Origin of the sequence: Sporolactobacillus nakayamae, from assembly GCF_900113325.1 — a bacterium.
Lineage (GTDB): Bacteria > Bacillota > Bacilli > Bacillales > Sporolactobacillaceae > Sporolactobacillus > Sporolactobacillus nakayamae.
Window position 1 is genome coordinate 1 of the sequence record NZ_FOOY01000028.1, and the last position, 24,412, is coordinate 24,412.

The 24,412-nt window shown below is 45.1% G+C and carries 20 protein-coding genes; 15 read left to right on the forward strand and 5 right to left on the reverse strand.

Annotation, left to right across the window (positions count from 1 at the left end; genetic code table 11):
• The first annotated feature begins 140 nt into the window (after nt 1-140).
• Complete coding sequence (gene tnpA, locus BM003_RS15230; protein WP_093672372.1) at nt 141-626, forward strand: IS200/IS605 family transposase; 486 nt, start codon at nt 141-143, stop codon at nt 624-626.
• Nucleotides 627-764: 138 nt separating this feature from the next.
• Here tnpA and BM003_RS15235 read toward each other — a convergent pair whose 3' ends face one another.
• Together BM003_RS15235 and BM003_RS15240 are read right to left on the reverse strand one after the other, a co-directional pair.
• Nucleotides 765-1,973 carry an ABC transporter permease gene (locus tag BM003_RS15235; protein WP_093674510.1) on the reverse strand — a complete coding sequence of 403 codons (1,209 nt, stop codon included), beginning with the start codon at nt 1,971-1,973 and terminating at the stop codon, nt 765-767.
• A complete protein-coding gene (locus BM003_RS15240) occupies nt 1,970-2,695 on the reverse strand; it encodes an ABC transporter ATP-binding protein (protein ID WP_093674511.1) in 726 nt (241 codons plus the stop codon). Before BM003_RS15240 ends, BM003_RS15235 begins: the two co-directional genes overlap by 4 nt.
• A 188-nt stretch (nt 2,696-2,883) precedes the next feature.
• Between BM003_RS15240 and BM003_RS15245 the strand changes: the two genes are divergently transcribed.
• Nucleotides 2,884-3,498 carry a TetR/AcrR family transcriptional regulator gene (locus tag BM003_RS15245; protein WP_093674512.1) on the forward strand — a complete coding sequence of 205 codons (615 nt, stop codon included), beginning with the start codon at nt 2,884-2,886 and terminating at the stop codon, nt 3,496-3,498.
• Nucleotides 3,499-3,592: 94 nt separating this feature from the next.
• Here the strand turns inward: BM003_RS15245 and pdxK are convergent, their stop codons facing one another.
• The gene (gene pdxK, locus BM003_RS15250; RefSeq protein WP_093674513.1) at nt 3,593-4,432 is read right to left on the reverse strand and encodes a pyridoxine/pyridoxal/pyridoxamine kinase; all 840 of its coding nucleotides are present in this window, start codon (nt 4,430-4,432) and stop codon (nt 3,593-3,595) included.
• Between the two features lie 237 nt (nt 4,433-4,669).
• Here pdxK and BM003_RS15255 point away from each other — a divergent pair, with 237 nt between their 5' ends.
• The 9 genes from BM003_RS15255 (at nt 4,670) to ptsP (ending at nt 17,765) form a co-directional block, all read left to right on the forward strand.
• On the forward strand, nt 4,670-6,454 hold the full coding sequence (locus BM003_RS15255; RefSeq protein ID WP_093674514.1) for a putative bifunctional diguanylate cyclase/phosphodiesterase: 1,785 nt from the start codon (nt 4,670-4,672) through the stop codon (nt 6,452-6,454).
• Nucleotides 6,455-6,529: 75 nt separating this feature from the next.
• Complete coding sequence (locus tag BM003_RS15260) at nt 6,530-7,669, forward strand: LysM peptidoglycan-binding domain-containing protein (RefSeq protein WP_093674515.1); 1,140 nt, start codon at nt 6,530-6,532, stop codon at nt 7,667-7,669.
• Between the two features lie 861 nt (nt 7,670-8,530).
• Nucleotides 8,531-9,478, forward strand: a complete 948-nt coding sequence (gene qoxA / locus BM003_RS15265) for a cytochrome aa3 quinol oxidase subunit II (protein ID WP_093674516.1) — start codon at nt 8,531-8,533, stop codon at nt 9,476-9,478.
• Nucleotides 9,479-9,494: 16 nt separating this feature from the next.
• A complete protein-coding gene (qoxB, locus tag BM003_RS15270; protein ID WP_143128485.1) occupies nt 9,495-11,438 on the forward strand; it encodes a cytochrome aa3 quinol oxidase subunit I in 1,944 nt (647 codons plus the stop codon).
• Nucleotides 11,438-12,067, forward strand: coding sequence for a cytochrome aa3 quinol oxidase subunit III (gene qoxC, locus BM003_RS15275; RefSeq protein WP_093674517.1), 630 nt, complete (start codon nt 11,438-11,440; stop codon nt 12,065-12,067). The genes qoxB and qoxC overlap by 1 nt, the downstream gene beginning before the upstream one ends.
• Before the next feature lies 1 nt (nt 12,068).
• The gene (gene qoxD / locus BM003_RS15280) at nt 12,069-12,386 is read left to right on the forward strand and encodes a cytochrome aa3 quinol oxidase subunit IV (RefSeq protein ID WP_093674518.1); all 318 of its coding nucleotides are present in this window, start codon (nt 12,069-12,071) and stop codon (nt 12,384-12,386) included.
• A gap of 369 nt (nt 12,387-12,755) precedes the next feature.
• Nucleotides 12,756-13,667 (forward strand): 1-phosphofructokinase, encoded by a 912-nt coding sequence (gene pfkB / locus BM003_RS15285; protein ID WP_093674519.1) that lies wholly within the window; start codon nt 12,756-12,758, stop codon nt 13,665-13,667.
• A gap of 112 nt (nt 13,668-13,779) precedes the next feature.
• Nucleotides 13,780-15,705 carry a PTS fructose transporter subunit IIABC gene (locus tag BM003_RS15290; protein ID WP_093674520.1) on the forward strand — a complete coding sequence of 642 codons (1,926 nt, stop codon included), beginning with the start codon at nt 13,780-13,782 and terminating at the stop codon, nt 15,703-15,705.
• Between the two features lie 341 nt (nt 15,706-16,046).
• Entirely contained in the window at nt 16,047-17,765 is a 1,719-nt protein-coding gene (gene ptsP, locus BM003_RS15295) for a phosphoenolpyruvate--protein phosphotransferase (RefSeq protein ID WP_093674521.1), read from the forward strand.
• 83 nt (nt 17,766-17,848) lie between these two features.
• Here ptsP and BM003_RS15300 read toward each other — a convergent pair whose 3' ends face one another.
• The gene (locus BM003_RS15300) at nt 17,849-18,310 is read right to left on the reverse strand and encodes a hypothetical protein (protein ID WP_093674522.1); all 462 of its coding nucleotides are present in this window, start codon (nt 18,308-18,310) and stop codon (nt 17,849-17,851) included.
• Between the two features lie 213 nt (nt 18,311-18,523).
• Nucleotides 18,524-20,548, reverse strand: a complete 2,025-nt coding sequence (locus BM003_RS15305) for a penicillin-binding transpeptidase domain-containing protein (protein ID WP_093674523.1) — start codon at nt 20,546-20,548, stop codon at nt 18,524-18,526.
• A gap of 307 nt (nt 20,549-20,855) precedes the next feature.
• Here BM003_RS15305 and phnC point away from each other — a divergent pair, with 307 nt between their 5' ends.
• From phnC to BM003_RS15325, 4 genes are all read left to right on the forward strand, one after another.
• Entirely contained in the window at nt 20,856-21,626 is a 771-nt protein-coding gene (phnC, locus tag BM003_RS15310) for a phosphonate ABC transporter ATP-binding protein (protein ID WP_093674548.1), read from the forward strand.
• The gene (phnE, locus tag BM003_RS15315; RefSeq protein WP_093674524.1) at nt 21,623-22,399 is read left to right on the forward strand and encodes a phosphonate ABC transporter, permease protein PhnE; all 777 of its coding nucleotides are present in this window, start codon (nt 21,623-21,625) and stop codon (nt 22,397-22,399) included. The genes phnC and phnE (BM003_RS15315) overlap by 4 nt, the downstream gene beginning before the upstream one ends.
• Entirely contained in the window at nt 22,396-23,196 is an 801-nt protein-coding gene (phnE, locus tag BM003_RS15320) for a phosphonate ABC transporter, permease protein PhnE (protein ID WP_093674525.1), read from the forward strand. Before phnE (BM003_RS15315) ends, phnE (BM003_RS15320) begins: the two co-directional genes overlap by 4 nt.
• A gap of 536 nt (nt 23,197-23,732) precedes the next feature.
• Nucleotides 23,733-24,083, forward strand: a complete 351-nt coding sequence (locus BM003_RS15325; RefSeq protein WP_093674526.1) for an AbrB/MazE/SpoVT family DNA-binding domain-containing protein — start codon at nt 23,733-23,735, stop codon at nt 24,081-24,083.
• Nucleotides 24,084-24,412: the final 329 nt, after the last annotated feature.

A 24,412-nucleotide genomic window follows, 5' to 3' on the forward strand; every position in this document is an offset into this window, starting at 1 on the left:
TTTTATTCATGTTTTGAAAACCCTAGGCTATGCCTAGGGTTCCGGAGAGCTTCAAGCGATGTATCAAAAAAAGCCTCACTTCGTGTTAAGATAAATTTTGGTTCGCCAACCAAATTTATCAGCCAAAGGGAGACTCTTTTATGCCATCTGATGTTAACAGTTTAGCACATACAAAATGGAATTGTAAGTATCATGTTGTTTTTGCACCAAAGTATCGGAGACAAATTATCTATGGAAAGTTAAAACAAGATATAGGCATGATTTTAAGACAGTTAAGTGAACGAAAAGGTGTAGAAATTATCGAAGCCCAAGCATGTAAAGATCACATTCACATGATGGTCAGTATACCGCCTAAGATAAGCGTTGCATCTTTTATCGGCTATCTCAAAGGAAAAAGCAGTTTAATGATCTTTGATCGACATGCGAACTTAAAATATCGATATGGAAATCGAAAATTTTGGTGCAAGGGATATTATGTGGATACAGTAGGAAGAAATAAGAAAGTGATTGCAGAATACATTCGTAATCAGATACAAGAGGATGTAGTCGCAGAGCAACTAAGCATGTTTGAACATATTGATCCGTTTACCGGAGAAGAGGTCAAACGCTCAAAAAAGAAAAAGTAGAAGTCACCCTTTAGGGGTGCCGGGGAAGTAGTGCGGTTGGCGGACGCCTCGGTGCCCTTTTAAGGGCTGGCCAGTAACAAAGGCTTTCAGCCGCAGAGCAAACCACCCGTTCACACGGGTGGTTTTGATTAATTTTCGCTAATCAGTCACCGGTCGTGCGCGGCGGATGACGAGAACATTGATTACGATGAAGATAATGGAGAAAAGGATCAAAATCAACCCGTCAAACCACCATCCGGAGAACCCGATGCCGCGGATCATGATGTCTCGCAGCGCCTCGGTCGAATAGTGAATCGGCATCAGTTTGCCGATTGCCTGCACCCAACCGGGCAGGGTGTCGATCGGGAATAGCCCGGATAAAAAGACTTGCGGTACAATAACGATCGGGATGAACTGGAACATCTGCAGTTCGTTCGACGCCAAGGTTGATAGTAAAATGCTAAGCGACAACGCGCTGAATGACAGAATGAACACTATGATCAGAACATCCAGCAGATGTCCGATTGTGTAAATGTTCAGGACGTAAATGATATAACAGGTGAGTACGAATGATTGAATGATAACAAAGGTACCGAACCCAAGCATATAACCCCAGATGATCTGATAATTCTTTATTGGGGATGCCATCAGCCGGTCCAACGTTCCGGTTGTCCGCTCGCGCAGGAAGGACACGCCGCCGATCATGAAAATGAACAGGAACACGAATATCCCGACCATAGCAGGACCAAAGGCATCAAATGTGTTTAAATCACCATTGCCATGAAGATAAGAGATGTCCAGGGCGACTTTTTCTGCTGCCTGCGGTGCTTTCGGTTGTTCGGTTTTTGGCGCTGTCTGCATAATCGCAGCTAGTGCTCCCGGCGCGTACCGCTGCATGGCCTCAGACATTTGCCGCAGAGTTTGCTGCTGCGCTTGAATGCCTTTTTGCTGCGCCTTAATCACACCGGTGAGTTCGTTTTTCATTCTCTTAATAGTCATTTGTTGGATCTTCTGCATCGACTTTTGAATCGTGTTCATGGCCAGACCGTTTCGCGACGGGTCGCTGCCTTCCAGATGCACTTTAACCGGCTTTTCCAAATCTACGTAGGCGTCAATTTTCTTGTCAGCCAACGCTTGCCTCGCTTGAAGAGGACTCATTCGATCGTAGTCGCTCGATTTAAATGCGGAGAGATAATCAGATGATTCATAGTGAATAATTGCAAGATTTGGTTCAGACGTTTTTGCGCCGAAGATATACCAGACGAGCGTGAGAATCAGAAGCGGCGCGATAATCAGCAGTGCTAAAGTGCGCTTATCATTGACAATTTGTCGAATGATACGTCGCGCCATTGCAAACAAATTTCTCATTTCTTTGCCGCCTCCTTTTCATTTACGATAAAAATGTCTTCAACCGATGAGACGCCATAGTGTTCGATCAGTTCTTTAGGCGCGCCTTCAGCGATAATTTTCCCCTCACTGAGAAGTCCGACTCGATCACATTGGGCCACCTCATCCATCACATGAGTGGTCACGATAATGGTTGCACCTTTTCCCTTCAGATAATGAAAAAGGGTCCAAAGCTTGCGCCTGATCATCGGGTCAAGCCCAACGGTAGGTTCGTCAAGCAGATAAAGACGAGGACTATGGACAAGAGCCGCCGCAAGCGATAAGCGACGCTTCATGCCTCCGGAAAAATTGGATACATTTTTCTTAAGATCCTTATCCAAATCGACCGCTTTGGCGACTTCGTCAATTCGCTGCTTTTTTTCCTTACCGTGCATCCCCTGGATGGAAGCAAAAAATTCAAGGTTATGATAAGCACTTAATTCGTTATATAATGCGTCGGACTGAGCCATATAACCAAGCGACCGAAAGGCGTTCAAAGTCGGTCGTTTTTCAAACAGCTCGACTGTTCCGCTGTCCGCTTTTTCTAAGCCGAGCAAAATCCGGACAAGCGTCGTTTTCCCGGCGCCGGACGGACCGATCAAACCGTAGATCTCACCTTCTTGAAGCGTGAGTGAAACATCGTTCAGTACGACCTGGTTTTTGTACCGTTTGTGAAGATGCTCTCCTTTTACAGGATAACTCACTGTCATCACATCCTTTATGAGATGAAGATATTGAACACTGTGTTCACTAATTATGATAAAATGGAAACAACAAATGATCAATAGCCAAATGTTTTTCTTATGCTCATTATTGAACACATCGGCTGAAAACGTCGATTATTTATCGAGACGAACATGAAAATGTTGCAGAACGAAGTGGGGGCAAGATGATGGGATCCGAATCGACCGATTTGCGAGTCATGAAAACGCGCGCAGCGATTCAATCTGCGTTTCTTGACTTGTTGCAGGAGAAAAGCTTTAATGTACTGACCATTAAGGATATTGCATCTGCGGCCAAGATTGGTCGCGGCACCTTTTATCTTCACTATGTGGATAAATATGAGTTGCTGGAAATGGTGATTGAAAAAGGACTTTCTGAAACAATCGATCATTTTCATCCCCATGACTATTTTCTTGATGGACAGGCAATTCCTGAGCGCATCACTGCATTCATTCAGAGTATTTTCCGCCACTTCAAAAAGAATGCGCGCTTCTTTAAGGCAATGTTTTTCAATGAAGGTATTCCCATGTTCCGCCAGCGAATGCAGAAGCGTTTTTTAGACAAGTTTCAGGCCGAGGTTCGTCAGCTCGCCTTTCCAAATGGTTCTGTTGATCCGCTGATGCTTGAAATATTGCCAATTTTCCTTTCCTCAGCGATGATCGGGTTGGTCAGCTGGTGGCTTGAACAGCACATGCGTATCCCTGAAGAGGAAGTGGCGCAGAGAATTTTTCTCATTTTCACTCGAGGACCGCTTCGCGCGCTCGGCTTCTCATTTAAGGCATAACACGCAAAAAAAGAACCGCTCGTCACATTGTGAGCGATTCTTTTTGCTATGGGGCATTTCTCAAGTTTGCTGTCTTAGTCTCAGGATGTTCGGCTTATCTTTTTGCGGCCAATTCCTTCTTGTAAGCACTATGATCGGTCGGCCCGGTGTACTGATTCAGACTGAACGAAGCTCGGATCCCGGCGGTGACAAATGCTTTAGCAACTGTGACAGCCTCAAGAACGGATTTTCCTTTGGCAAGTCCGGCCGTGACTGCCGCCGCATAGGTGCAGCCTGCTCCATGAATATTCGGTGTGTCCACGCGCTCGTCAGCGATGATATGGAAGTCCTTACCATCATAGAGAACGTCGATTGCCTGATCTGTTTCCGGCAATCTGCTGCCGCCTTTAACCAAAGCATTTTTTGCGCCGAGTGCGACAATCTTTGCTGCCGCTTCCTTCATCTGCTCAATGGTCGTGATTCGCGGCATTCCTGTCAGTCTAGCCGCTTCATACAGATTAGGCGTAGTGACAAGGGCTTTAGGGATCAGCAGCTTGAGCATCGCCGCCGTATTTTCCGGCTGTAGTTCCGGCTGTATTTCTTCTTCAGCGCCTTTGCATACCATTACAGGATCGATCACAGTACGCTCCAAATGATTTTTTTCAATCGTGTCCGAAGCGATTTTGATAATTTCCGGAGAGCCGAGCATTCCGGTTTTCAGCGCGTCAACGCCAATACCAACGACAATAGTGTCTAATTGTTTCTTTAATAGGTCTGTGTCTAATGTGGTCACGCGATGCGACCAATGTTTATAAGGATCCATAGTCACGATACAAGTCAATGCGGTCATTCCGTAAACCCCGAGTTCCTGAAACGTTTTTAAATCTGCCTGCATGCCGGCACCGCCGCTTGTATCTGACCCGGCAATCGTCATCGCTTTATAAATTGAGCTCATAAGCCATCTCCTCTGAAATGATGATTCCTGTTGCTTTCTATTATAATGAGTCACCGCTGAAAAAACTATGTTAGACATTGCCGGTTTCCGTCACATAGGGTTTGCCATGCTTTGTGTCGAAAAAAATTTACAAAATTTCATTAAATTGAGGGGCATACAGACCGATAAAAAGATGAAGAGTATTGTCGCTAATTAGTGATTAGCGATGGATGGATTGGAAGGCAGGTGCTTTCTTTAATGTCTGTTAATAGCGGGTGGCTGATTATTGTCGCCGCAATCTTGGCAACTCTTCTTTGCGCTGTTTCTCTGATGATGTTTTTCCGCATCCAGGGACTTCGCGTCAAGGAGGAAAGCGAGAAAATCATAAGGAAAATAACCGATAGCCTGCATATCGGAGCATATATCATAAAAGGTGATTCATTTATTTACGTTAACAACCGCCTTTGTGAATTGACGGGATATTCTGCTGAAACATTGAAGCAGATGAAGTGGCAGGATGTCGTCTCTCTCCAGAACGCTGAGGGTACCGCGACGGTCATCCAAGATTTGCGGGAAGGGCGCATTCTGGAAATGGATGAGCGGCTCGTCCTCATAAGGGGAGACGGAGCAAGGATGCCCTTGATTGTCAAATGTCAGAGGACTATGGGACAGCGTAATTCCTCCGTTTATGTGGGAACGGCAGATGTTGAGGAACGTGCCTATTTTAAGAACGATGAGCGTAAAGAAAGCCTGATAGACCCGGTAACGGAACTTCCGGGCAGTCTCGCGCTTCGCAAGCGATTGGAACATGAGATACTTGAAAACCCTGCTCTATCGCTTGCCCTGGTGTTCGTCGATATTGACAGCATGAACAGAGTGAACGACACTATTGGTAGAGATGCCGGAGACAGGCTGCTGCAAGAGGCGGCAAAACGGCTGAAAGAATGTGAAGGGGAGCGCGTTTACCATTACAGGGGTGACGAATTCGCTATTCTATTCAAAAACCGAACGCGGGCAGATGTAAAAATGCATATCAAGCGCATCATGAACTCATTCACAGCGCCGATCCGGATCCATGACACACCATGGTACGAAACAATTACTATGGGCGTCAGCTTCTTTCCGGAGGACGCTGACAATGGCGGCAAGCTGATTGATTGCGCCATCGCGTCGATTCACTATGCGAAGAAGAACAGCAGGGGAAAATATGAATTTTACAATCCGGGAATTATCAATGGCTTGCGTAAACGTCTTGAGATGGAGATGGATCTGCGCCACGCTGTGAAACGCAACGAGTTCACCTTGCATTATCAACCGCAAATTGACCTTAGAGCGGGGGCAGTTGTTGGATCTGAGGCGCTGATTCGTTGGATTCATCCTGTTCGAGGCATTATATCTCCAGGTGTTTTTATTCCGATGGCGGAGGAATTGGGACTGATTGAGGAAATCGGTGAATGGGTCCTGAGGACGGCTTGCCGGCAAACGAAGCAGTGGAACGACCAGGGGTATTCGTTCGATGTCTCGGTGAATATATCGCCAAGACAGTTATTCCAAGAGAATTTGGTTGGTCTGGTCCAATCGGTTCTGACAGAATCAGGACTCATGGCGGAACATTTGCAGCTCGAAATTACGGAGACTGCGGGCGCCGACTTATTCTTGATGTCACAGAAATTGCAGGCGTTGGAGGAGTTGGGTGTAAGGATCAGCATTGATGATTTCGGGACGGGCTACAATTCGTTAAATTACTTGAAACAATTGCCCTTGAGCCAGCTCAAAATTGATCAGTCGTTTATACGCGGCAATCGCCATGATCATCATGATGTAGCGCTCGTCCGCATGATTGTCGCGCTTGCCCAAGAACTTGACCTGCAAGTGGTCGCCGAAGGAGTTGAGACGCCAGAACATGTGCAGTTCCTGAAACAGACAAATTGCGCGCTTGCACAGGGCTATCTGTTTGCCCGCCCTTTATCGGCTGAACGCTTTATTGAACAGCTGAATCCGATTCAACATCAAATAAGAGAAACAATTACACCCGGGATTTGAATGGAAAGTCTCACGTCGCACAGTTTTATTTTGGATTGTTCAATCACGAAGAAAGATAATTTGGAGGCGGTTTTCATGAAAAAAATGATTGTGCCTACTGCTCTTGTGAGCGGACTTTTATTATCGGTGACCAGTCAGCAGGCTTTAGCGGCAAGTGGCCAGGATGTCGTAAATCAAGCGATGAACTATCAAGGCAAACCCTACAAATATGGCGCAGCTGCCTTTTCGGAATCCGAGTTTGATTGCTCGTCATTTACGCAGTTTATTTTCAGTAAAGCGTTAAACGTTTCATTGCCGAGAAATTCTGCAGCGCAGGCGACAGTCGGCACCGAGGTATCCAAAAGTCAAGTGCAGCCAGGCGATTTGCTTTTCTTTGACACAACGGGTGACGGCGGAATCCACCATGTTGGTATCTATATTGGCAACGGGCAAATGATTAGTTCGGAAATCACAGTTGGTGTACATATAACTAATGTATTTAGCGGTGGAGGTTCTCAGTCGTACTGGGAATCAAAATTCAAGACTGCACGTCGGGTGGCGGAAAGCGCGGTAAACGCGTCAGCGCCTGCTCAGACTTCTAATTCCGCGTCGCCGGCAACACAAGAGAAAACGGCTTCAACTTCAGCTTCATCCTATACAGTGAAAAGTGGCGACAGCCTGTGGTTGATTGCCAATCATAACGGTATGTCGGTTTCTAAATTGAAATCTCTGAATGGACTAAAATCGAATACTATTTATCCTGGGCAAGTACTCAAGCTCTCAGGAACTGCGCCTGCGAAGACGCAAACGGCCGCTTCGGCATCCTCCTCACCGGATAATTCAAGCGCTTCTTCAAGCGCAAGCGCGACGACGTACACAGTTAGAAGCGGCGACAGCCTGTGGAAGATTGCGAGTGAAAATGGAATCACGGTAAGCGCCTTGAAATCTGCCAATGGTTTAAAATCTGACGTGATCTATCCGGGACAAAGTTTGAAACTGTCTGGTTCTGCACCGTCATCATCTTCTGTCACTGTTAAACAGACCTCATATAACTCGAAGTCAGAAAAAGCATCATCACTTTCAGCAAGCGACTATAAGGTCAAAAAAGGTGACAGCCTGTGGGAGATAGCGATGCTCCATGGAATTACCGTAAATCAACTGATGCGGGCAAATAATCTATCCTCCACATTAATTTATCCGGGGCAGCAATTGGACATCCCAGGATCATTCGTATAATCAAGCAGAAATAAGAATTAAAGAAGAGCCGGAACACGATTGATTTCGTTCCGGTTTTTTTTTGCAATTTAAGAAAGCATAGCGTTTTGCCTTGCTGGTACGATAAGCATCATAAGATTCCATTTGGTGATCAGGCTAGCGCCCAATCTGAAAAATAAACGGAAAAATTCCGCTTAATTAGAAAATAAATGAAAAAATTGCTTAAATAGACGGAGAAATTCCGCTTATCGCATCGAAAGACGTGAAAATAGAGGGTTTTTCCGTGCATAAGCGGAGAAATTACCCTTATGTACCTATGAAACAAGCGCCAGGATGCATATAACCGGAAAATCTCCGCTTATTTTATTCCGGCCGCGATACTGAATTAAGAATCAAAATGATTAATGAAAGAGAACGGTTTGTTCAAGACAAGGTTGATGATTCAAAACCGCATTTGGAGCAAAAGGAGCTTTCGCTAATCACGCATATGTCCTGTATGCAACGCGAAAGTCACCGCATTCTGCGGAAGTAAGGACCGGACGCTTTTTGCCCGGCTTTTTTGTGTTCTCTCGAAAAACGACCAACCGCAGTCAGTTATTGTTTTGAATCAATCTCTAACTATCGACTAATGTAAATTGACAATCAAAATTAAGTGTAAACGCTTTATTATTGTTGCTATTCTTTTTATAATGTGAATAAACGGTGAACAATAAGTGAAATAAAATGCACATAATGGCTATATTTACGTTTTATCACTAAATTGTAACAAATTCCGTATTTGATTAGATAATATAAAGTTATAATTAAAAGTTTATGCTATAATGTGAATGTTTGCTTTACGAGTGAAGAGAATGAGAGAAAAAGAGGGGAGGAAGAGAGAGCATGAAGAATCTGAAGGCACTTATAAAGCCATTTTTACTCATAGGCGTCATTTCGATGCTGACCGGATGTTCAGATAAAATTGCTGTACTGAATCCACAGGGGCCAGTGGCTAGATCACAATATCATTTGATTATTTGGTCGTTAATTATGATGAGCTTGGTTCTCGCTATTGTTCTTATACTATTTGTTTATGTACTTGCCCGGTTTGGTCGTAAAAAAGGTGATGGTTATGATCCTAATGATACGGGAAATCGAAAACTGGAAATCATTTGGATGATTGTTCCGGTCGTTATTTGCGTACTATTAGCTGTTCCAACCGTAAAGACCCTTTTTACATTGAATCATCCTCCTAAGGCGACAGCGGCATCATCAGCAATCGCCGGAAAAACGCTCACAATTGACGTTACATCTGTTCAGTGGAAATGGTTGTTCCGTTACCCTGATCAGAAAATAGAAACGGTTAATTATGTTGTGATTCCTGCGGGGACTCCAGTTAAATTTCGTCTTCATGCCTATGATGCGATGAATGCATTTTGGGTTCCAGAACTGGGCGGTCAGCAATATACCATGACAGATATGCCAATGAAATTATGGTTGCAGGCTGATAAGCCCGGTAATTACACGGGAAGAAGCTCGAACTATTCCGGCCGTGGATTTGCACATATGACTTTTACCGTTATGGCAAGGAAAGCAAATGATTTCGACAGCTGGGCACGCAACGTGAAAGATAACAAACCTGCATTAACACATGAAAAATATATGGAACTTTTGAAACCGGACACGGTTAAAGCGCAAGCTTTTTCGTCTTATCCGGAAATTGTTTCGAAGAATTTGAATGAGGCGCAGATGAAAGCGTTAATGAATGGTGAATCCATTGATACCGACTCCTCTATGGACGGTATGAATATGGATGATGATAGCTGGAAAGGGGGACATAACAATGATTGAGTCCATTAAATCGTTTATGGGATGGTTTTTTGTTACCGGCGATCCGATGATCTATGGGGCAGACGCATCCATTGCCTTGGTTTCGATCGGTATTGTTGCTGTCCTAACTTATTTTAAGAAATGGAAGTGGCTGTGGGACGAATGGTTGACCAGTGTCGATCATAAAAAAATCGGTATTATGTATATCTTAGCGGCTTTATTAATGCTTTTCCGAGGCGGTATTGACGCCTTGATGATGCGCGCGCAACTGACGCTTCCCAATATGCATTTTCTCGATGCGGAGCATTACAATCAAGTGTTCACGACACATGGCACCATTATGATTATCTTTGTCGCCATGCCTTTTATTTTTGGATTAATGAACATTGCGGTGCCACTGCAGATCGGCGCGCGCGATGTCGCGTACCCATTTCTGAACGCACTCAGCTTTTGGCTGTTCTTTATGGGAGCCATGCTATTTAACCTGTCCTTTGTTATCGGCGGATCGCCGGATGCCGGATGGTCAAGCTATGCGCCCTATGCTGGTGCGGAAATGAATCCAGGTGTCGGGCAAAACTACTATTTACTTGGCGTGCAGATTTCCGGGATCGGTTCGCTCGCAACAGGGATTAACTTCCTAGTCACAATTTTAAAAATGCGTGCTCCGGGAATGACGCTATTTAAAATGCCGATGTTTACGTGGTCGATTCTCATTACTTCGGTAATTGTTGTCTTCGCGTTCCCGGCTTTTACAGTTGCTCTTGCGCTGATGACCATTGATCGGCTTTTCGGCGCGCACTTTTTCACAATTGCGGCGGGTGGGTCTCCAATGTTATGGGCCAACTTGTTCTGGTTCTGGGGGCACCCGGAAGTCTATATTGTTCTTTTACCGGTATTCGGAATTTTTTCTGAAGTCATTGCTACATTCGCACATAAGACTTTGTTTGGCTACGCGGTCATGGTTTGGTCAATGGTGGCGATCTCCCTGCTGAGTTTTATTACCTGGCTGCACCATTTCTTCACAATGGGCAATACCGCTCCGGTCAACGCGTTTTTCTCGATTTCAACAATGCTTATCGCGATTCCAACCGGTGTCAAAATTTTTAATTGGCTGTTCACCTTAAATAAAGGACGTATTCAATTTACGACGCCGATGCTTTGGGCGCTGGCATTTATCCCGAACTTCACCATTGGCGGGGTTACAGGCGTCATGCTTGCGATGGCGCCGGCAGATTATCAATACCACAACAGCTATTTCCTTGTGGCGCATTTTCACAGTACGTTGATCGCGGGCACTGTATTTGGTATTTTCTGCGGACTGCATTACTGGTGGCCGAAAATGTTCGGTTACATGCTGGATGAAACGAAGGGTAAATGGTCATTCTGGATTTTCATGATCTCCTTTAATATCTGCTTCATGCCGATGTATTTCCTTGGCCTGATGGGGATGACACGTCGTATGTACACGTATCCCGCCGGACTCGGATGGACACCGATCAATGTTGTCATGACGATTGGCGCTGTGGGTATGGGCGTCGGCTTCGCCTTGATCGCCTACAATATTGTCTGGAGCGCGATTCATGGAAATAAAGACAAAACCGGTGATCCATGGGGCGGTCGCACCTTGGAGTGGGCGACTGCTTCCCCTGCCGCTGAATATAATTTTGCTCATATTCCTGAAGTTTCTACGCGTGACGCTTTCGCGGCGATGAAGGAAGACAAAGGTGTATTCACGACAAAAACGGCTAAGCCATATGAACCGATTCATATGCCGAATAACACGGGGATTCCGGTTATCATGGCAACGTTCATGTTTATTGCCGGGTTTGGCTGCGTGTTCGAATGGTATTGGATGGCTGTTCCCGGTTTGATCGGGATTGTGATCTGTATGATCGCTCGCTCCTTTGTTTATGATGACCACCATTATATTTCAGTGAATGAAATAAAACGAACCGAAGCCGGCACGGGGAGGTTATCCTAATGACACATTCACTGCTTAGCTTGAATGAAAAAGATCGAAGCAAAATGCCGCTGGAATATTCGACAGAAGAGGGAGATCTGCGTATTGTTGGTTTCTGGATCTTCCTCGCAGCTGAATTGGTGTTGTTCGGTACTCTATTCGGGACATATCTTGTGTTGCAGAGTCATACGGCCGGCGGACCAACTGCAAAAGATTTGTTTGAAATCGGTCCGGTTATGGCTGAAACTATTGTTCTTTTGGTCAGCAGTTTTACTTGTGGACTGAGCACCATTGAGCTGCGTCGTCATAACAAGAAAGGCCTGATTGGCTGGCTGATCGTAACCATTCTGCTTGGACTTGTATTCGTTGGACTCGAAGTAAATGAGTTTTATACCTATGCGGTGCACGAAGGAGCGCCACTATCACGAAGCGCCTTTCTTTCCGGATTCTTTGTTTTGCTTGGTACACACGGCTGTCACGTGTCGCTTGGTATTGTGTGGATCATTGGTATCTTGCTGCAGCTGGCACGGCGTGGTATTACACCGGTAACCGCTCGTAAGGCGTTCATGGTCGGTTTGTACTGGCATTTCCTTGATGTTGTTTGGATCTTCATCTTCACAGCTGTTTATTTGACAGGGTTGGTGATTTAATATGAATGAAAATCAAAATCAGGTAACGAAGCAGACACACGCCGCTTTCCCATGGAAACAAGTGATTGGATTGTTCATGTCTCTCGCGCTGACATTTTTCGCGCTGTGGATTGCAGTTGGCCTATCGTTGCCGGTGCCTGTCACCATCACCATTATTGTCGGTTTGGCAATAGTTCAGGCGTTCATTCAACTGTTTATGTTCATGCATGTGACTGAGGGAACCGAGCCGGTACACCAGCTTATAGGCATTCTTTTTGGTATCTATGTCGCTTTTGTTGTTGTTGCAGGAACATTATGGATTTTGGCCTATGCTCTGTGAAAACAAGTTAATTTAATGTTAGGATTAAGGTGGAGCCTGTTGTGCTCCGCCTTTTCTATGTGGCTACGTTCATAAATCGGTCAAAAAGCTTCATATAATGACTATTTGTGAATTTATTTGATTGATAATGAATGTTTTTCACTTTATAATTAAGAACTTGAGGGGTATTATTATGTCCTGAATTTTTGGCGCTCTGAAAGATGCAACCGATTCCCTGAGATGATCATTTTCTCTTTGTATGGATCTGTGTCAAGCGGCAGACAATACAAAATAGTAGTCGATCTCGGTAATGAATCCGCTCTCTATTTGGGTGCTTTGACAAACCACTGATATGATAATTACACAATCTTACTTAGGAGCTGATCACTCATGATCTATACATGTACACTGAACCCGGCGATTGATTATTTTCTGCAAGTGGACAATTTCAAAGCCGGCGAATTGAACCATGTCAAAGCTGACCGGAAAATGCCGGGTGGCAAAGGGATTAATGTCTCTAGAGTTTTGAAACATCTTGGACAGACATCCAAGTGTCTTGGATTTATCGGTGGTTTCACAGGAGAATTTATTAAAGGAAAGCTGGCTGAAGAGGGAATCGAAGCCGACTTCGTTCCTGTCGATGGCGACACCCGTATTAATGTCAAACTGAAAAGCGACACGGAAACAGAAATTAACGGAGTGGCACCGCAAATTACAGATGAACAGTTGAACGCGCTTTTTGCGAAGCTGGAAAAACTGACAGCAGACGATATTCTTGTGCTCTCAGGCAGCGTTCCGGCTACTTTACCTGTAACCATCTACAAAGATATGATGGATCACGTAAGTGCGAGCGGGGCTAAGGTCGTTGTCGACACGAGCGGCAAGGCGTTCCGTGAGATCGTTGAGGCAAAGCCGTTTCTCGTAAAACCGAATCACCATGAACTGGGTGAATATTTTGGCGTTACGATCGACAGCTTTGATGAAGTGAAAACATATGGAAAGAAACTTGTTGAAAAAGGGATTGATCATGTCATCGTTTCGATGGGTGGTAAGGGCGCAATCTACATAGATAAGGATGAATATCTGTATGCTCCTCCGGCTAAAGGTGTCTTGAAAAATTCGGTGGGTGCAGGTGATTCGCTAGTGGGCGGATTCCTATCTGAATATGCGGTAAGCGGCAATTTCCGTAAAGCATTCCAAAAAGGCGCCGCATCGGGCAGTGCAACGGCTTTCTCTGTAGATCTATGTACGAAAGAAAAAGTTGAAGAAATGTTACCACAGATTGAAATTAGCAATATCTGAATCGAAGATCTCAATATGGTTGAGGAAGAATGAATGTGAACCGTCAGGACTCCGCCATTTATAGAAACTAACTGGGAACCCCTTGGGTAATAAGAGAGGATGGGAAGACATAATGAAAGTGACGGACCTGTTAACGGCAGCTACCGTTAATTTGGATTTAAAAAGCACGTCAAAAAAGGACGTGTTAGATGAACTGGCAGCGACACTGGAAAAGGCCGGCAAGCTGAATGACCTCGCGGGATACCGCGCGGCACTTGATAAACGTGAGGAACAAAGTACGACGGGTATTGGCGACGGCGTCGCGATCCCTCACTCGAAAACAGCGGCAGTTAAAGAGGCTGCGATTGCTTTCGGACGTTCAAAGGAAGGCGTCGACTTCCAATCCCTGGATGGCCAGCCGGCGCATCTGTTCTTCATGATCGCGGCTACAGACGGCGCAAACGCGACGCACCTTGAAGCGCTATCGACGCTGTCGACCTTTTTGATCAAACCGGATTTCCGTGAGAAACTGATGAACGCAGCGACACCGGAAGAAATTGTCGCAGCCTTTGATCAACAAGAAGAAACAAGTGAAAATGTAGCTGCCGAAGAGAAAAAAGCTGCGGAAAGCAATACGGACGGCTATGAAATTTTAGCGGTCACGGGTTGCCCGACCGGTATCGCTCATACCTATATGGCGGCTGATGCGCTGAAGCAAAAGGCAAAAGAAATGGGCGTGTCGATTAAGGTCCAGACGAATGGTTCAACCGGTATCAAAAACAAGCTGCAGGCTGATGAAATTGCGAAGGCGAAAGGAATTATTGTTGCGGCAAGTATTAATATTGATGTCGAACCGTTCAATGGCAAGCCGCTCGTTCAAGTGCCGGTTACGGATGGTATTCGCAGACCTGAGGCGTTGATCAACGAGGTCTTGGAAGGAAAGGCACCTGTTTATCAAAGTAATGGAAGCAATTCCAAGTCCCAGACTGCTGAAAACGACGGATCCGGTGAGAAAAAAATCAATATTTATAAGAACTTGATGAACGGTGTTACGTATATGCTGCCATTTGTTGTCGGCGGCGGTATTCTGATTGCTGTTTCATACATGATCGCTTCCATTATGGGCATTGAACTCAGACCGGTTTCTAGTGTAACTGATGTTCATAGCTTCGCCGAATTACTCAGCTTTATTGGAAGCGGCAATGCCATGTATTTAATGATTCCAATCCTCGCCGGTTTTATTGCGATGAGTATTGCTGATCGCCCCGGCCTCGCTCCAGGTATGGTTGGCGGTTTAATGGCTTTGACAAGCAACGCCGGATTCCTTGGCGGGCTCATTGCCGGATTCCTTGCAGGTTACGCTGTTGAACTGGTCAAATGGGCATTTCAAAAATGGCCACAATCGCTTGATGGTTTAAAGCCAGTCCTGATTTACCCGGTATTCGGTATCTTTATTACCGGCGCATTGATGTTCTTGATTAACCAGCCGATCAGTGCCTTTGTTGAGATGATGACCCATACGCTTAATGGCATGGGTACAGGAAACCTGGTCTTCCTTGGCCTGATCCTCGGTTGTATGATGGGGATCGATCTTGGTGGCCCGTTCAATAAAATCGCTTTTACATTTGGGATTGCGATGATCAGTGCGGGTAACTTTTATCCGCAGGCAGCCGTAATGGCCGGCGGCATGGTTCCGCCACTTGGCATGGCACTGGCAACAACACTGTTCCCTTATAAGTTCAATCGCGCACAGAGAGATGCAGGAAAGGTAGCCTACGTACTTGGCGCCGCGTTCGTTTCTGAAGGTGCAATTCCGTTTGGCGCTGCCGATCCACTGCGCGTTATGGTGTCCTCGGCAATCGGGTCCGCGCTTGCCGGCGGGTTGGCTCTTTTATTCGGCGTCGGTCTGCGTACACCGCATGGCGGTATCTTTGTTATCCCGCTTGTCAGCAACGGTAATCCGCTGCTTTACGCACTCGCGATTATTATCGGAACCATTGTTACGGCCATTCTTTACGGTATTTGGAAAAAGCCGCTTGAGGATAAGAAAAACGCCTGACCAAATTGCCGTTTGAAGAAAGTAAGAATGACAATAAATTATGACAATTAAAGCATAATGATTGTACTCGCTTTCAATTTAAAAAAACTCTTGATATAATAATAACTGTTACGTTTTCCTAACATTTATTGAATGAGGAAAACAGGTCGTTGAAACGACTGTTGCGGAGCGTTTGGCTATATGAGTGTTACGTTAAATGTGATCAGAGGGAACGTTCCATCAAAATGAAACCCCAAGTGAGCGTGTTAACGCAGGTGGTCGCATTCTCTTTAATTACAAGGACGTAAGCAGTTTAATGATTCGTGGAATTTTTATATCTGAAGGGTTGGGTGAACGAAAGTATGTCAGAAAAAATTACAGGTATTGCTGCTTCTGCAGGTATTGCCATTGCCAAGACTTTCATCCTGAAGAATCCGGATCTGTCTTTCGAAAGAAGTACAGTCGCCGATAAAGAAGCAGAGAAGAAAAAGCTTAACGATGCACTTGAAATTTCTAAAAAAGAATTGACAACGATTAAAGAAACCGCTGAGAGAGAATTGGGGAAAGACAAGGCTGAAGTATTCGCCGCACATCTGATGTTCCTCAGCGACCCGGAATTTGTCGGTCAAGTTGCTTCCAAAATTGATGATGAAGGCTTGAGCGCGGAATCTGCGCTTGACGATGTATCAAGCTTCTTCATTCAAATGTTTGAAAGTATGACAGATAACGATTACATGAGAGAACGCGCCGCTGATGTTCGCGACGTGTCCAAACGTCTACTGGCTCACTTGCTCGGGGTCTCCTTTACATCCCCTGCGAGCATAACTGAAGAAACGGTAATTATCGCCGAAGATTTGACGCCTTCAGATACGGCTCAATTGAACCGTAACTATGTTAAGGGCTTCGCAACCGATATTGGCGGACGTACCTCACACTCGGCAATCATGTCCCGCTCGATGGAAATTCCTGCTGTAGTCGGAACAAAAACCGTTATGGCACAGGCTAAAGAGGGACAACTTGCTATTATTGACGGATTGAACGGCGAAGTCATCCTTGACCCTTCTGAAGCAGAAGTTGCTGAATACAAGGCAAAACAAGCTGCCTATAAAGAGCAACAAGAGGAATGGAAGAAGCTTGTTCATGAAACAACGAAAACAAAGGATGACGCACATGTCATTCTTGGGGCGAACATTGGTAATCCGGGCGATGTTACCGGTGTGCTGAACAACGGCGGTGAAGCTGTTGGTCTGTATCGTACCGAATTCTTGTACATGGGCCGTGACAAGCTGCCAACGGAAGACGAACAATTCGACGCTTATAAAGAAGTTCTTGAAAAGATGGAGAACAAGCCGGTTGTTATCCGTACGCTCGATATCGGCGGTGACAAGAAGCTCTCTTACCTTCCGCTTCCTGAAGAAATGAACCCATTCCTTGGCTTCCGTGCGATTCGTCTATGTTTGGAACGTCAGGACATCTTCCGCACACAATTACGTGCTTTGCTGAGGGCAAGTTCTTATGGCAAGTTGCGGATCATGTTCCCTATGATTGCGACGATCGACGAATTCCGTCAGGCAAAAGCGATTCTCCTTGAAGAAAAAGAGAAGCTCGTTGCCGCGGGAACAAAGGTATCGGATGATCTGCAGGTCGGCATGATGATGGAAATTCCTGCTGCTGCAGTTTCAGCTGATCGCTTTGCTAAAGAAGCTGACTTCTTCAGTATCGGCACGAACGACCTCATTCAATATACGATGGCTGCAGACCGGATGAACGAACATGTATCTTATCTGTATCAGCCATGTAACCCGTCCATTCTTCGCCTTGTCAGCAACATCATTGATGCAGCTCACAAAGAAGGACACTGGGCAGGTATGTGCGGTGAAATGGCCGGTGACGCAACTGCGATTCCACTCTTGCTCGCACTTGGTCTTGATGAATTCAGCATGAGCGCAACATCAATCCTGCCGGCAAGAAGCCAGCTGCTGAAATTGTCCAAGGAAGACTTGGCAAAACACAAAGAAGCATTCCTCAACCTCGATACGGCTGAAGAAGTGCTTGACTACGTAAAAACGAAAATGATCTGATTTCAAAAATAAAGAGAAACCGGACAGGACCTCGAAAGTGAGGAGTCTGTCCGGTTTTTTTTGTTGATTAAAGAAATGGATTTTTATGCAACTGACGTGAGATGCGCAACAACACGTTGCGCAAAAATTACAAGATTAAGGCCCAACCTGCCGGGATAAAGCTCGGGCTCGGCGTCCATTTCCGGATAAGGACGCAGTTTTCCGGGATAGTCCAGGATTTTTCCCGGATTAAAGGCCAAGTTTTCCTGATTAAGTCCCAACTTGCCGGGATAAAGCTCGAGCTCGGTATCCATTTCCGGATAAGGCCACAGTTTTCCGGGATAGTCCAAGATTTTTCCCGGATTAAAGGCCAAGTTTCCCTGATTAAGTCCCAACTTGCCGGGATAAAGCTCGAGCTCGGCGTCCATTTTCCGGATAAGGACGCAGTTTTCCGGGATGGTCCAGGATTTTTCCCGGATAAAAGGCCAAATTTCCCTGATTAAGGCCCAACCTGCCGGGATAAAGCTCGAGCTCGGTATCCATTTCCGTAGGTTCAGGTATTCCACAGCTAGCCGTTACTTTTTTCGAGTTTGTTTTTTAAACTTTGCGTTTCTGCTTTCCTTCACCGTTCTGGACATACTTCGCCGTTTGTCTTTACAGCGCAACATCATCTGTTGTCATTATGGGCTCTTTCTCCGGTAACTAATTTTATTTTTATTTGCGCACACATAAAGAGGCGTCCCGCAGTCTAACGACTGTTGAGACACCTCATATCATGATTATTTGTTCAACACTTTTTCAAAAACGTTTTTTACTTTCGGCGTAACATAGTGGCTGCCACCATGTTTTTGTGTGTTTTCGACGATCATGGTAACCATCAATCGAGGATCGTCTGTATTGTAGGCGACAAACCATCCGTTTTCGCGTCCGGATTTTCCTTGCTTCTTTTTGAATTCTGGTGTACCGGTTTTACCCGCAATCGTTAAGCCGTTTATTTTCGCGTCATGCGCTGTTCCGGCAGGATTGTCGATAACTTGGATCAGATCCTTGTTCAGCAATTGAGCGATATCGGCAGACATGACATTTTTCTTCCAGAAGGTTGGCGGATCATTGGTTTTGATCAGCCTCGGCTTGATCATGCTGCCGTCATTAACGAATGCAGAATAAATCAATGACAAATGCAGCGGATTGACGCTGACCTGGCCCTGACCGTAACCGGAGTTGGCAAGAAGCGAATCACTGTCCAGCTTGCCATCGTTTGAAATCGTGGATTTGCGCATCGGATACTGTATCGGCAGTGATTCACCAAAACCAAATTTCTTGGCGTCCGCGGCAAAGGTTGAGCCGCCGATCTTGAGCGCAGCCTGAGCGAAGTAGATGTTGTCTGAGCGGAATAAGGCTTCTTCAAGATTTACTTCAGGATCGTGATCAAGGCGGGTGACGTAGTAATCGCCCCACGATTTATTTGCCTGCCACTTTGTCCCTTTAATAGCGATCTGCTGCTGCGGATCAATTGCTTTATGAGTCAACGCAATCGCTGCCGTCAATGGCTTAAATGTGGAGCCGGGTGCGGATGCTGACGTAAAACGGTTCATTAACGGCTGCTTCGCGTTATTGCTTAGCTTGTTATAAGCGCTTGACGAAATACCGAGAACAAAGTCATTCGGATTGTAGGCAGGAGCACTGACAAGACCAAGAATATCGCCATTTCTTGGATCAATGGCTACCCCGGTTCCGGCATCCTTCTTGAGCTGGCTATAGAGCGCGTCCTGAACATTTCGGTCAATAGTCAGTTGGATATTCTGACCGTTAACCGGAGCTTTCTTGGCAATTGTTCCGACCTCGGCACCGGCCGAATCAAGTAGGATGATTGAAGCACCGTCGCGTTGACGAAGCTGCTTCTCAAACAGCAGTTCGAGTCCTGTCTTACCAATGACTGAGTTGGCATTGTAGCCTTCGTTCTGGTGTTTCTTCAAAAGTTCGGCAGTCATTTTTCCAACATATCCGGTTAAATGTGCACTGGCATTTTTATCGGGGTACACTCTGCTTTCGACATTGGTTTTAACGACACCGGGTAATTGAGTTGCTTGCTTTACGAGATCGGTTTTTGTCGCGTCGATTGTCGTAATCGGTACAAGACTGTCTACCTTAACCCAAGAAGCGGCAAGTGCTTGATCAATCTGTTCTTTGCTGACGCCGAGCAGATCCGTCAACTTATTAATGGTCTGCGCCTTTTCGCTATCGGTACCCATTTTTCCGGGAATGAGATCAATGCGTGCTGCTGAGCCATTTATCGCAAGAGGTTTACCGTTGCGGTCGACAATCTCGCCGCGCGTGCTTGACAATGTGTCGACGCGGACTTTGGAATCAGCTTTCATTCCCGGAAGGATCATTCCCGGTTTCCAGCTGATATACCAATTCTGTTTCTCTTTTCGTTTCTCTTCTTTTAGTTGTACCGATTGGGAGAATTTCACCGGTCCGGCCACTGTATCAAGTGTTGCTTTCAGCTGTACAGTGCCTTCTTTTTTAGCGTTTTCTTTAACGCTCGCTTTTACTTTTCCAGCCTCTATTCCTTCATAGATTCGCTTGTATCGGGAAATAAAATCCGTCTTGCTGACGCTCTTTTGTGATTTCTTTGAGAGAAGACTGTACATTTTGGAAAAATCTTGTTTTTGCCACGCTTTGACATAGTCTTCCATACGGTCCTTTGCCGTCGGCTGATTGCTGCCGCAGGATGAGAGCATGAGGAGTGAGACAAGAAAAAAGATGAAGAGAATGGAAAGCTTGAATTTGCTTCTATTCATTTAAAGATACACCTCCATAAGGTCTGGGACGGGGTCAACTAATCACAAATATATTCCAGCACTGCTTATTCCATGCAGGCTGTCCAATGAACAATTCAGTTCTTATTATATAGGATTTAATGTCGAAATGCCGATAAAACGAATAATAAAAAAATTAAAAAGTCTGTAAAATTTGTATAATCTGGATGAAAACATAGATTTTATCAGGTACATTGCGTATAATTATCATGATTTTGACATGAATAGTCATTATATTCTGTCGGTTCTAAATGAAAATGGAAGTGAGTGATCGAGCAATATGGAGAAAGTGATCGAGTTCAAGAATGTATCGAAAACATATCCAGACGGTACTCAAGGACTAAAGCATGTCAATCTGTCAATTGAAAAAGGTGAATTTGTTGTTATCGTCGGTTTGTCGGGTGCCGGGAAATCGACACTGTTACGCTCAATTAACCGTCTGAATGAAATCACTGAAGGTGAAATTGTGATTAAAGGAAATTCGATCACGAAGGCAAAAGGTAAGCAACTCTTGCGTATGAGGCGCGATATCGGCATGATCTTCCAAAATTTTAATCTCGTAAAACGTTCCTCAGTTTTGAAGAATGTCTTGTCGGGGAGGGTAGGCTACCATTCAACCTTAAGGACGATCCTGGGACTATGGCCGAAACCGGATGTTGCACTGGCATTGTCGGCGCTGGACCGCGTGAATATTAAAGAGAAGGCCTATTCTCGAGCAGATGAACTCTCCGGTGGGCAGCAGCAGCGTGTCTCGATTGCCCGTGCATTGGCTCAGGAAGCGACCATCATTCTTGCTGACGAACCGGTTGCGTCCCTTGACCCAGTGACAACGGTTCAGGTTCTTGATGACCTGCAGCATGTGAATCAAGAATTAGGCATCACGACTGTTGTTAATTTGCACTCCGTAGATTTGGCGAAGAAGTACGCGACGCGTATTATCGGCATCCGTGCCGGAGAAGTCGTCTTTGACGGCCCTGTAGATGAGGCGGTTGATAAAACGTTCGATCAAATCTATCAACGCTCCGGCAAAGAGCAAGGAGCGGAGGCGAGTGGCCTGTGAATCTAGCAAAACGGAGAGTGGCGAAACTCAAGTTAAGTCTAATCATACTCTTTTTTATTCTGATCATTTGGAGTGCTTCGAAGCAGACGGGCGTGTCGCTGGTTGAACTTTTCTCCAATCTATCGAATATGGGTGCATTGCTTGTACAAATGTTTCCGCCTGATTGGAGCTATTTTAACTATGTAACCTCGGCCATGCTGGAGACGATCCGGATGGCGGTTCTTGGGACGACATTCGGCGGGATTGCGGCGATTCCTTTTGCTCTGTTTGCTTCACGAAATATTGTTAAAACCGGATGGATTGCCGTTCCCTTTCGATTTGTTATGAACTTAATAAGGACAATTCCCGAATTGCTTCTTGCGGCATTGTTCGTTCCGATCTTCGGCATTGGTTTTGTTTCCGGAATTTTCGCTTTAGCGGTCTTTTCCTTTGGGGTTATAGCTAAGCTCGCTTATGAGTCGATCGAGGCAATTGACAACGGACCGCTTGAAGCGATGACCGCCGTTGGTGCAAATAAAGTACAGTGGATTTTTCTTGGCGTTATTCCGCAAGTTGTTGCCCCGTATATGTCCTACTTCCTCTACTGCTTTGAAATTAATGTCCGCGCGGCAACGATTCTCGGCTATGTCGGTGCTGGTGGCATCGGGCTGTATCTCAGCCGGACACTCGGTTTTCTTCAATATGACCGGGTCATGTCGATCATCCTTTATACCTTTGTTGTTGTCCTGATCATTGACGGACTCAGCAATAGAATCCGGGAGAAGCTGATATGATGAATGCAACGATGAAAAAACCGCTCATGAAGCGTCTAAGAAATTGGACGATTGCTCTTATTGTTCTTATTATCTATGCTTGGGCATTTACAGGATTCTTTAAAAACTTCGAATTGAAACCGACCGCTTTGCAAGCAGCAAAAGCAATTTTTGCCGGAATGTCTCATCCGGATTGGGGTTATGTCAGCCAGCCGGGCGGTGAAGATTTACTGCACGCGTTGCTTGAAACCTTTAATATCGCCGTACTTGGTACATTTATCTCTGCGATCGTTTGCGTTCCTTTCGCGTTCTGGGCAGCAAGAAACATGAACCGCTATCGTATGATTTCCTCGGCAGGAAAGATATTTTTGAGCGCGATTCGTGTGTTTCCAGAATTAATCATGGCGCTTCTGTTTATTAAAGCCGTTGGTCTGGGCGCTTTTGCCGGTGTGCTCGCGCTCGGCTTTCACTCAATCGGCATGTTAGGAAAGTTGTTTGGTGAATCAATTGAAGATATGGATTTTAGCGCTGCTGAAGCATTACGCGCATGCGGCGCAAATAAATTTCAAACTTTATGGTTCGCGATTGTTCCGCAGGTTATGCCGCAGTTTTTCTCGTACACACTCTATCGCTTTGAGATCAGTGTCCGCTCTGCCGCAATTCTCGGCATGGTCGGCGCCGGCGGAATCGGTGCTCCACTCATTTTCGCACTGAACGCGCACCGCTGGGATCGTGTCGGCGTTATTTTGCTTGGCATTATCGTTATGGTCTCAATAATAGATCTGATCTCAGGAGTGATCCGTAAACGGCTGGTTTAATGGCTGTGTTCGATAAATAATAGATAAGCAATACGGTATTGCGTGGACGGATAAAGCGCAGCAACCTGTTTCTTTGATAGGACAGTAGAACCGATACCTCGTAACGAACTGGGAAAAAGTCGTAACGAATGAACGCTTATACTTTTGCTTGAACGATGCAAAATTGATGGTCTCTTTTACTCACGCATTTTTATTTCGCACAAAGTTAATTTGAAAAATTATTTTCCTACTTTTCGTTTGGGTAGATGCGTACTTTAAGCCTTTTCAAAGGTCATGATTTCACCTCTTTTCATAGCTTGGTTATAGAATGCACGTTCTATAAAACAAGTTAAATTAGTTCAAACAAATAGCGAAGCACCTAGACGTTGATTCATTTCAGTAATGAATTCTAGGTTGCTTAAAATGGTCTTTGCAATTCAGTGCATTGGTTTATTTACATTTTGCAATTACTGTCATAGTATATAAGTGTGAAAGTAGGAAAGTTATTCTTTATTATAGTACGAATGTATGGAATATCTGAGAGGGGGAATCATACAATGGCAGAAGCAACCTTAAACCATGTTAATGGGGGTGTGTCTACCGTGGAAACTGAACACTCAGACGAAAAGATTATTGCAAAATCAGTTTTGAAGAAAAAAGGACAATTAACGATACCTAAAGAAGTACGGAAAATGCTTGATCTAAAGGAAAATGATGAGTTGGAATTTTCTGTTGCGGGTGGGAAAATTATTCTACGGCCTGTAATTACGATTGCAAAAGATCAAATGTGGTTTTGGACGAAAGAATGGCAGGAAGCTGAAAGAGAAGCAGACTCGGACATTGAGCATGGACACGTTCACTCTTTTACTGACGTAGATGATGCTATTAAATTTTTGAAAAGCGAGTAATGATTCCTTGGCCTACCAATTAGATGTACCCAATCGTTTCAAAAGAGCCTACAAAAAACTTCCGCCCGATGTCCAAGAAACCGTAGATGATGCGATAAGGGTTTTAGTCAAAGGTCGGCCTTATCCTAAGTCATTAAGAGTTCAGAAAATGAAAGGACATCGGTTTGTGTTTGAAGCCTCACCAACAATGCAATATCGGATTACTTTTCATTTTGTCAATCCAAATTATATTGTCCTTCGAAATGTCGGTGATCATAATATAACTCTTAAAAATCCTTGATGCTATAAGAGAGCCCCTTGTCTAGGGCTCTTTTTCGCATTGATTGTTT

Bases quoted from the DNA above. Each gene is read 5' to 3' on its own strand.
- BM003_RS15305 (WP_093674523.1), bottom strand. From the start codon at position 20,548: ATGAATAGAAGCAAATTCAAGCTTTCCATTCTCTTCATCTTTTTTCTT.
- BM003_RS15290 (WP_093674520.1), top strand. From the start codon at position 13,780: ATGAAAGTGACGGACCTGTTAACGGCAGCTACCGTTAATTTGGATTTA.
- qoxD (WP_093674518.1), top strand. From the start codon at position 12,069: ATGAATGAAAATCAAAATCAGGTAACGAAGCAGACACACGCCGCTTTC.
- pdxK (WP_093674513.1), bottom strand. From the start codon at position 4,432: ATGAGCTCAATTTATAAAGCGATGACGATTGCCGGGTCAGATACAAGC.
- tnpA (WP_093672372.1), top strand. From the start codon at position 141: ATGCCATCTGATGTTAACAGTTTAGCACATACAAAATGGAATTGTAAG.
- qoxA (WP_093674516.1), top strand. From the start codon at position 8,531: ATGAAGAATCTGAAGGCACTTATAAAGCCATTTTTACTCATAGGCGTC.
- pfkB (WP_093674519.1), top strand. From the start codon at position 12,756: ATGATCTATACATGTACACTGAACCCGGCGATTGATTATTTTCTGCAA.
- qoxB (WP_143128485.1), top strand. From the start codon at position 9,495: ATGGGATGGTTTTTTGTTACCGGCGATCCGATGATCTATGGGGCAGAC.
- BM003_RS15255 (WP_093674514.1), top strand. From the start codon at position 4,670: ATGTCTGTTAATAGCGGGTGGCTGATTATTGTCGCCGCAATCTTGGCA.
- BM003_RS15260 (WP_093674515.1), top strand. From the start codon at position 6,530: ATGAAAAAAATGATTGTGCCTACTGCTCTTGTGAGCGGACTTTTATTA.
- qoxC (WP_093674517.1), top strand. From the start codon at position 11,438: ATGACACATTCACTGCTTAGCTTGAATGAAAAAGATCGAAGCAAAATG.
- BM003_RS15325 (WP_093674526.1), top strand. From the start codon at position 23,733: ATGGCAGAAGCAACCTTAAACCATGTTAATGGGGGTGTGTCTACCGTG.
- BM003_RS15245 (WP_093674512.1), top strand. From the start codon at position 2,884: ATGGGATCCGAATCGACCGATTTGCGAGTCATGAAAACGCGCGCAGCG.
- phnE (WP_093674525.1), top strand. From the start codon at position 22,396: ATGATGAATGCAACGATGAAAAAACCGCTCATGAAGCGTCTAAGAAAT.
- BM003_RS15235 (WP_093674510.1), bottom strand. From the start codon at position 1,973: ATGAGAAATTTGTTTGCAATGGCGCGACGTATCATTCGACAAATTGTC.
- ptsP (WP_093674521.1), top strand. From the start codon at position 16,047: ATGTCAGAAAAAATTACAGGTATTGCTGCTTCTGCAGGTATTGCCATT.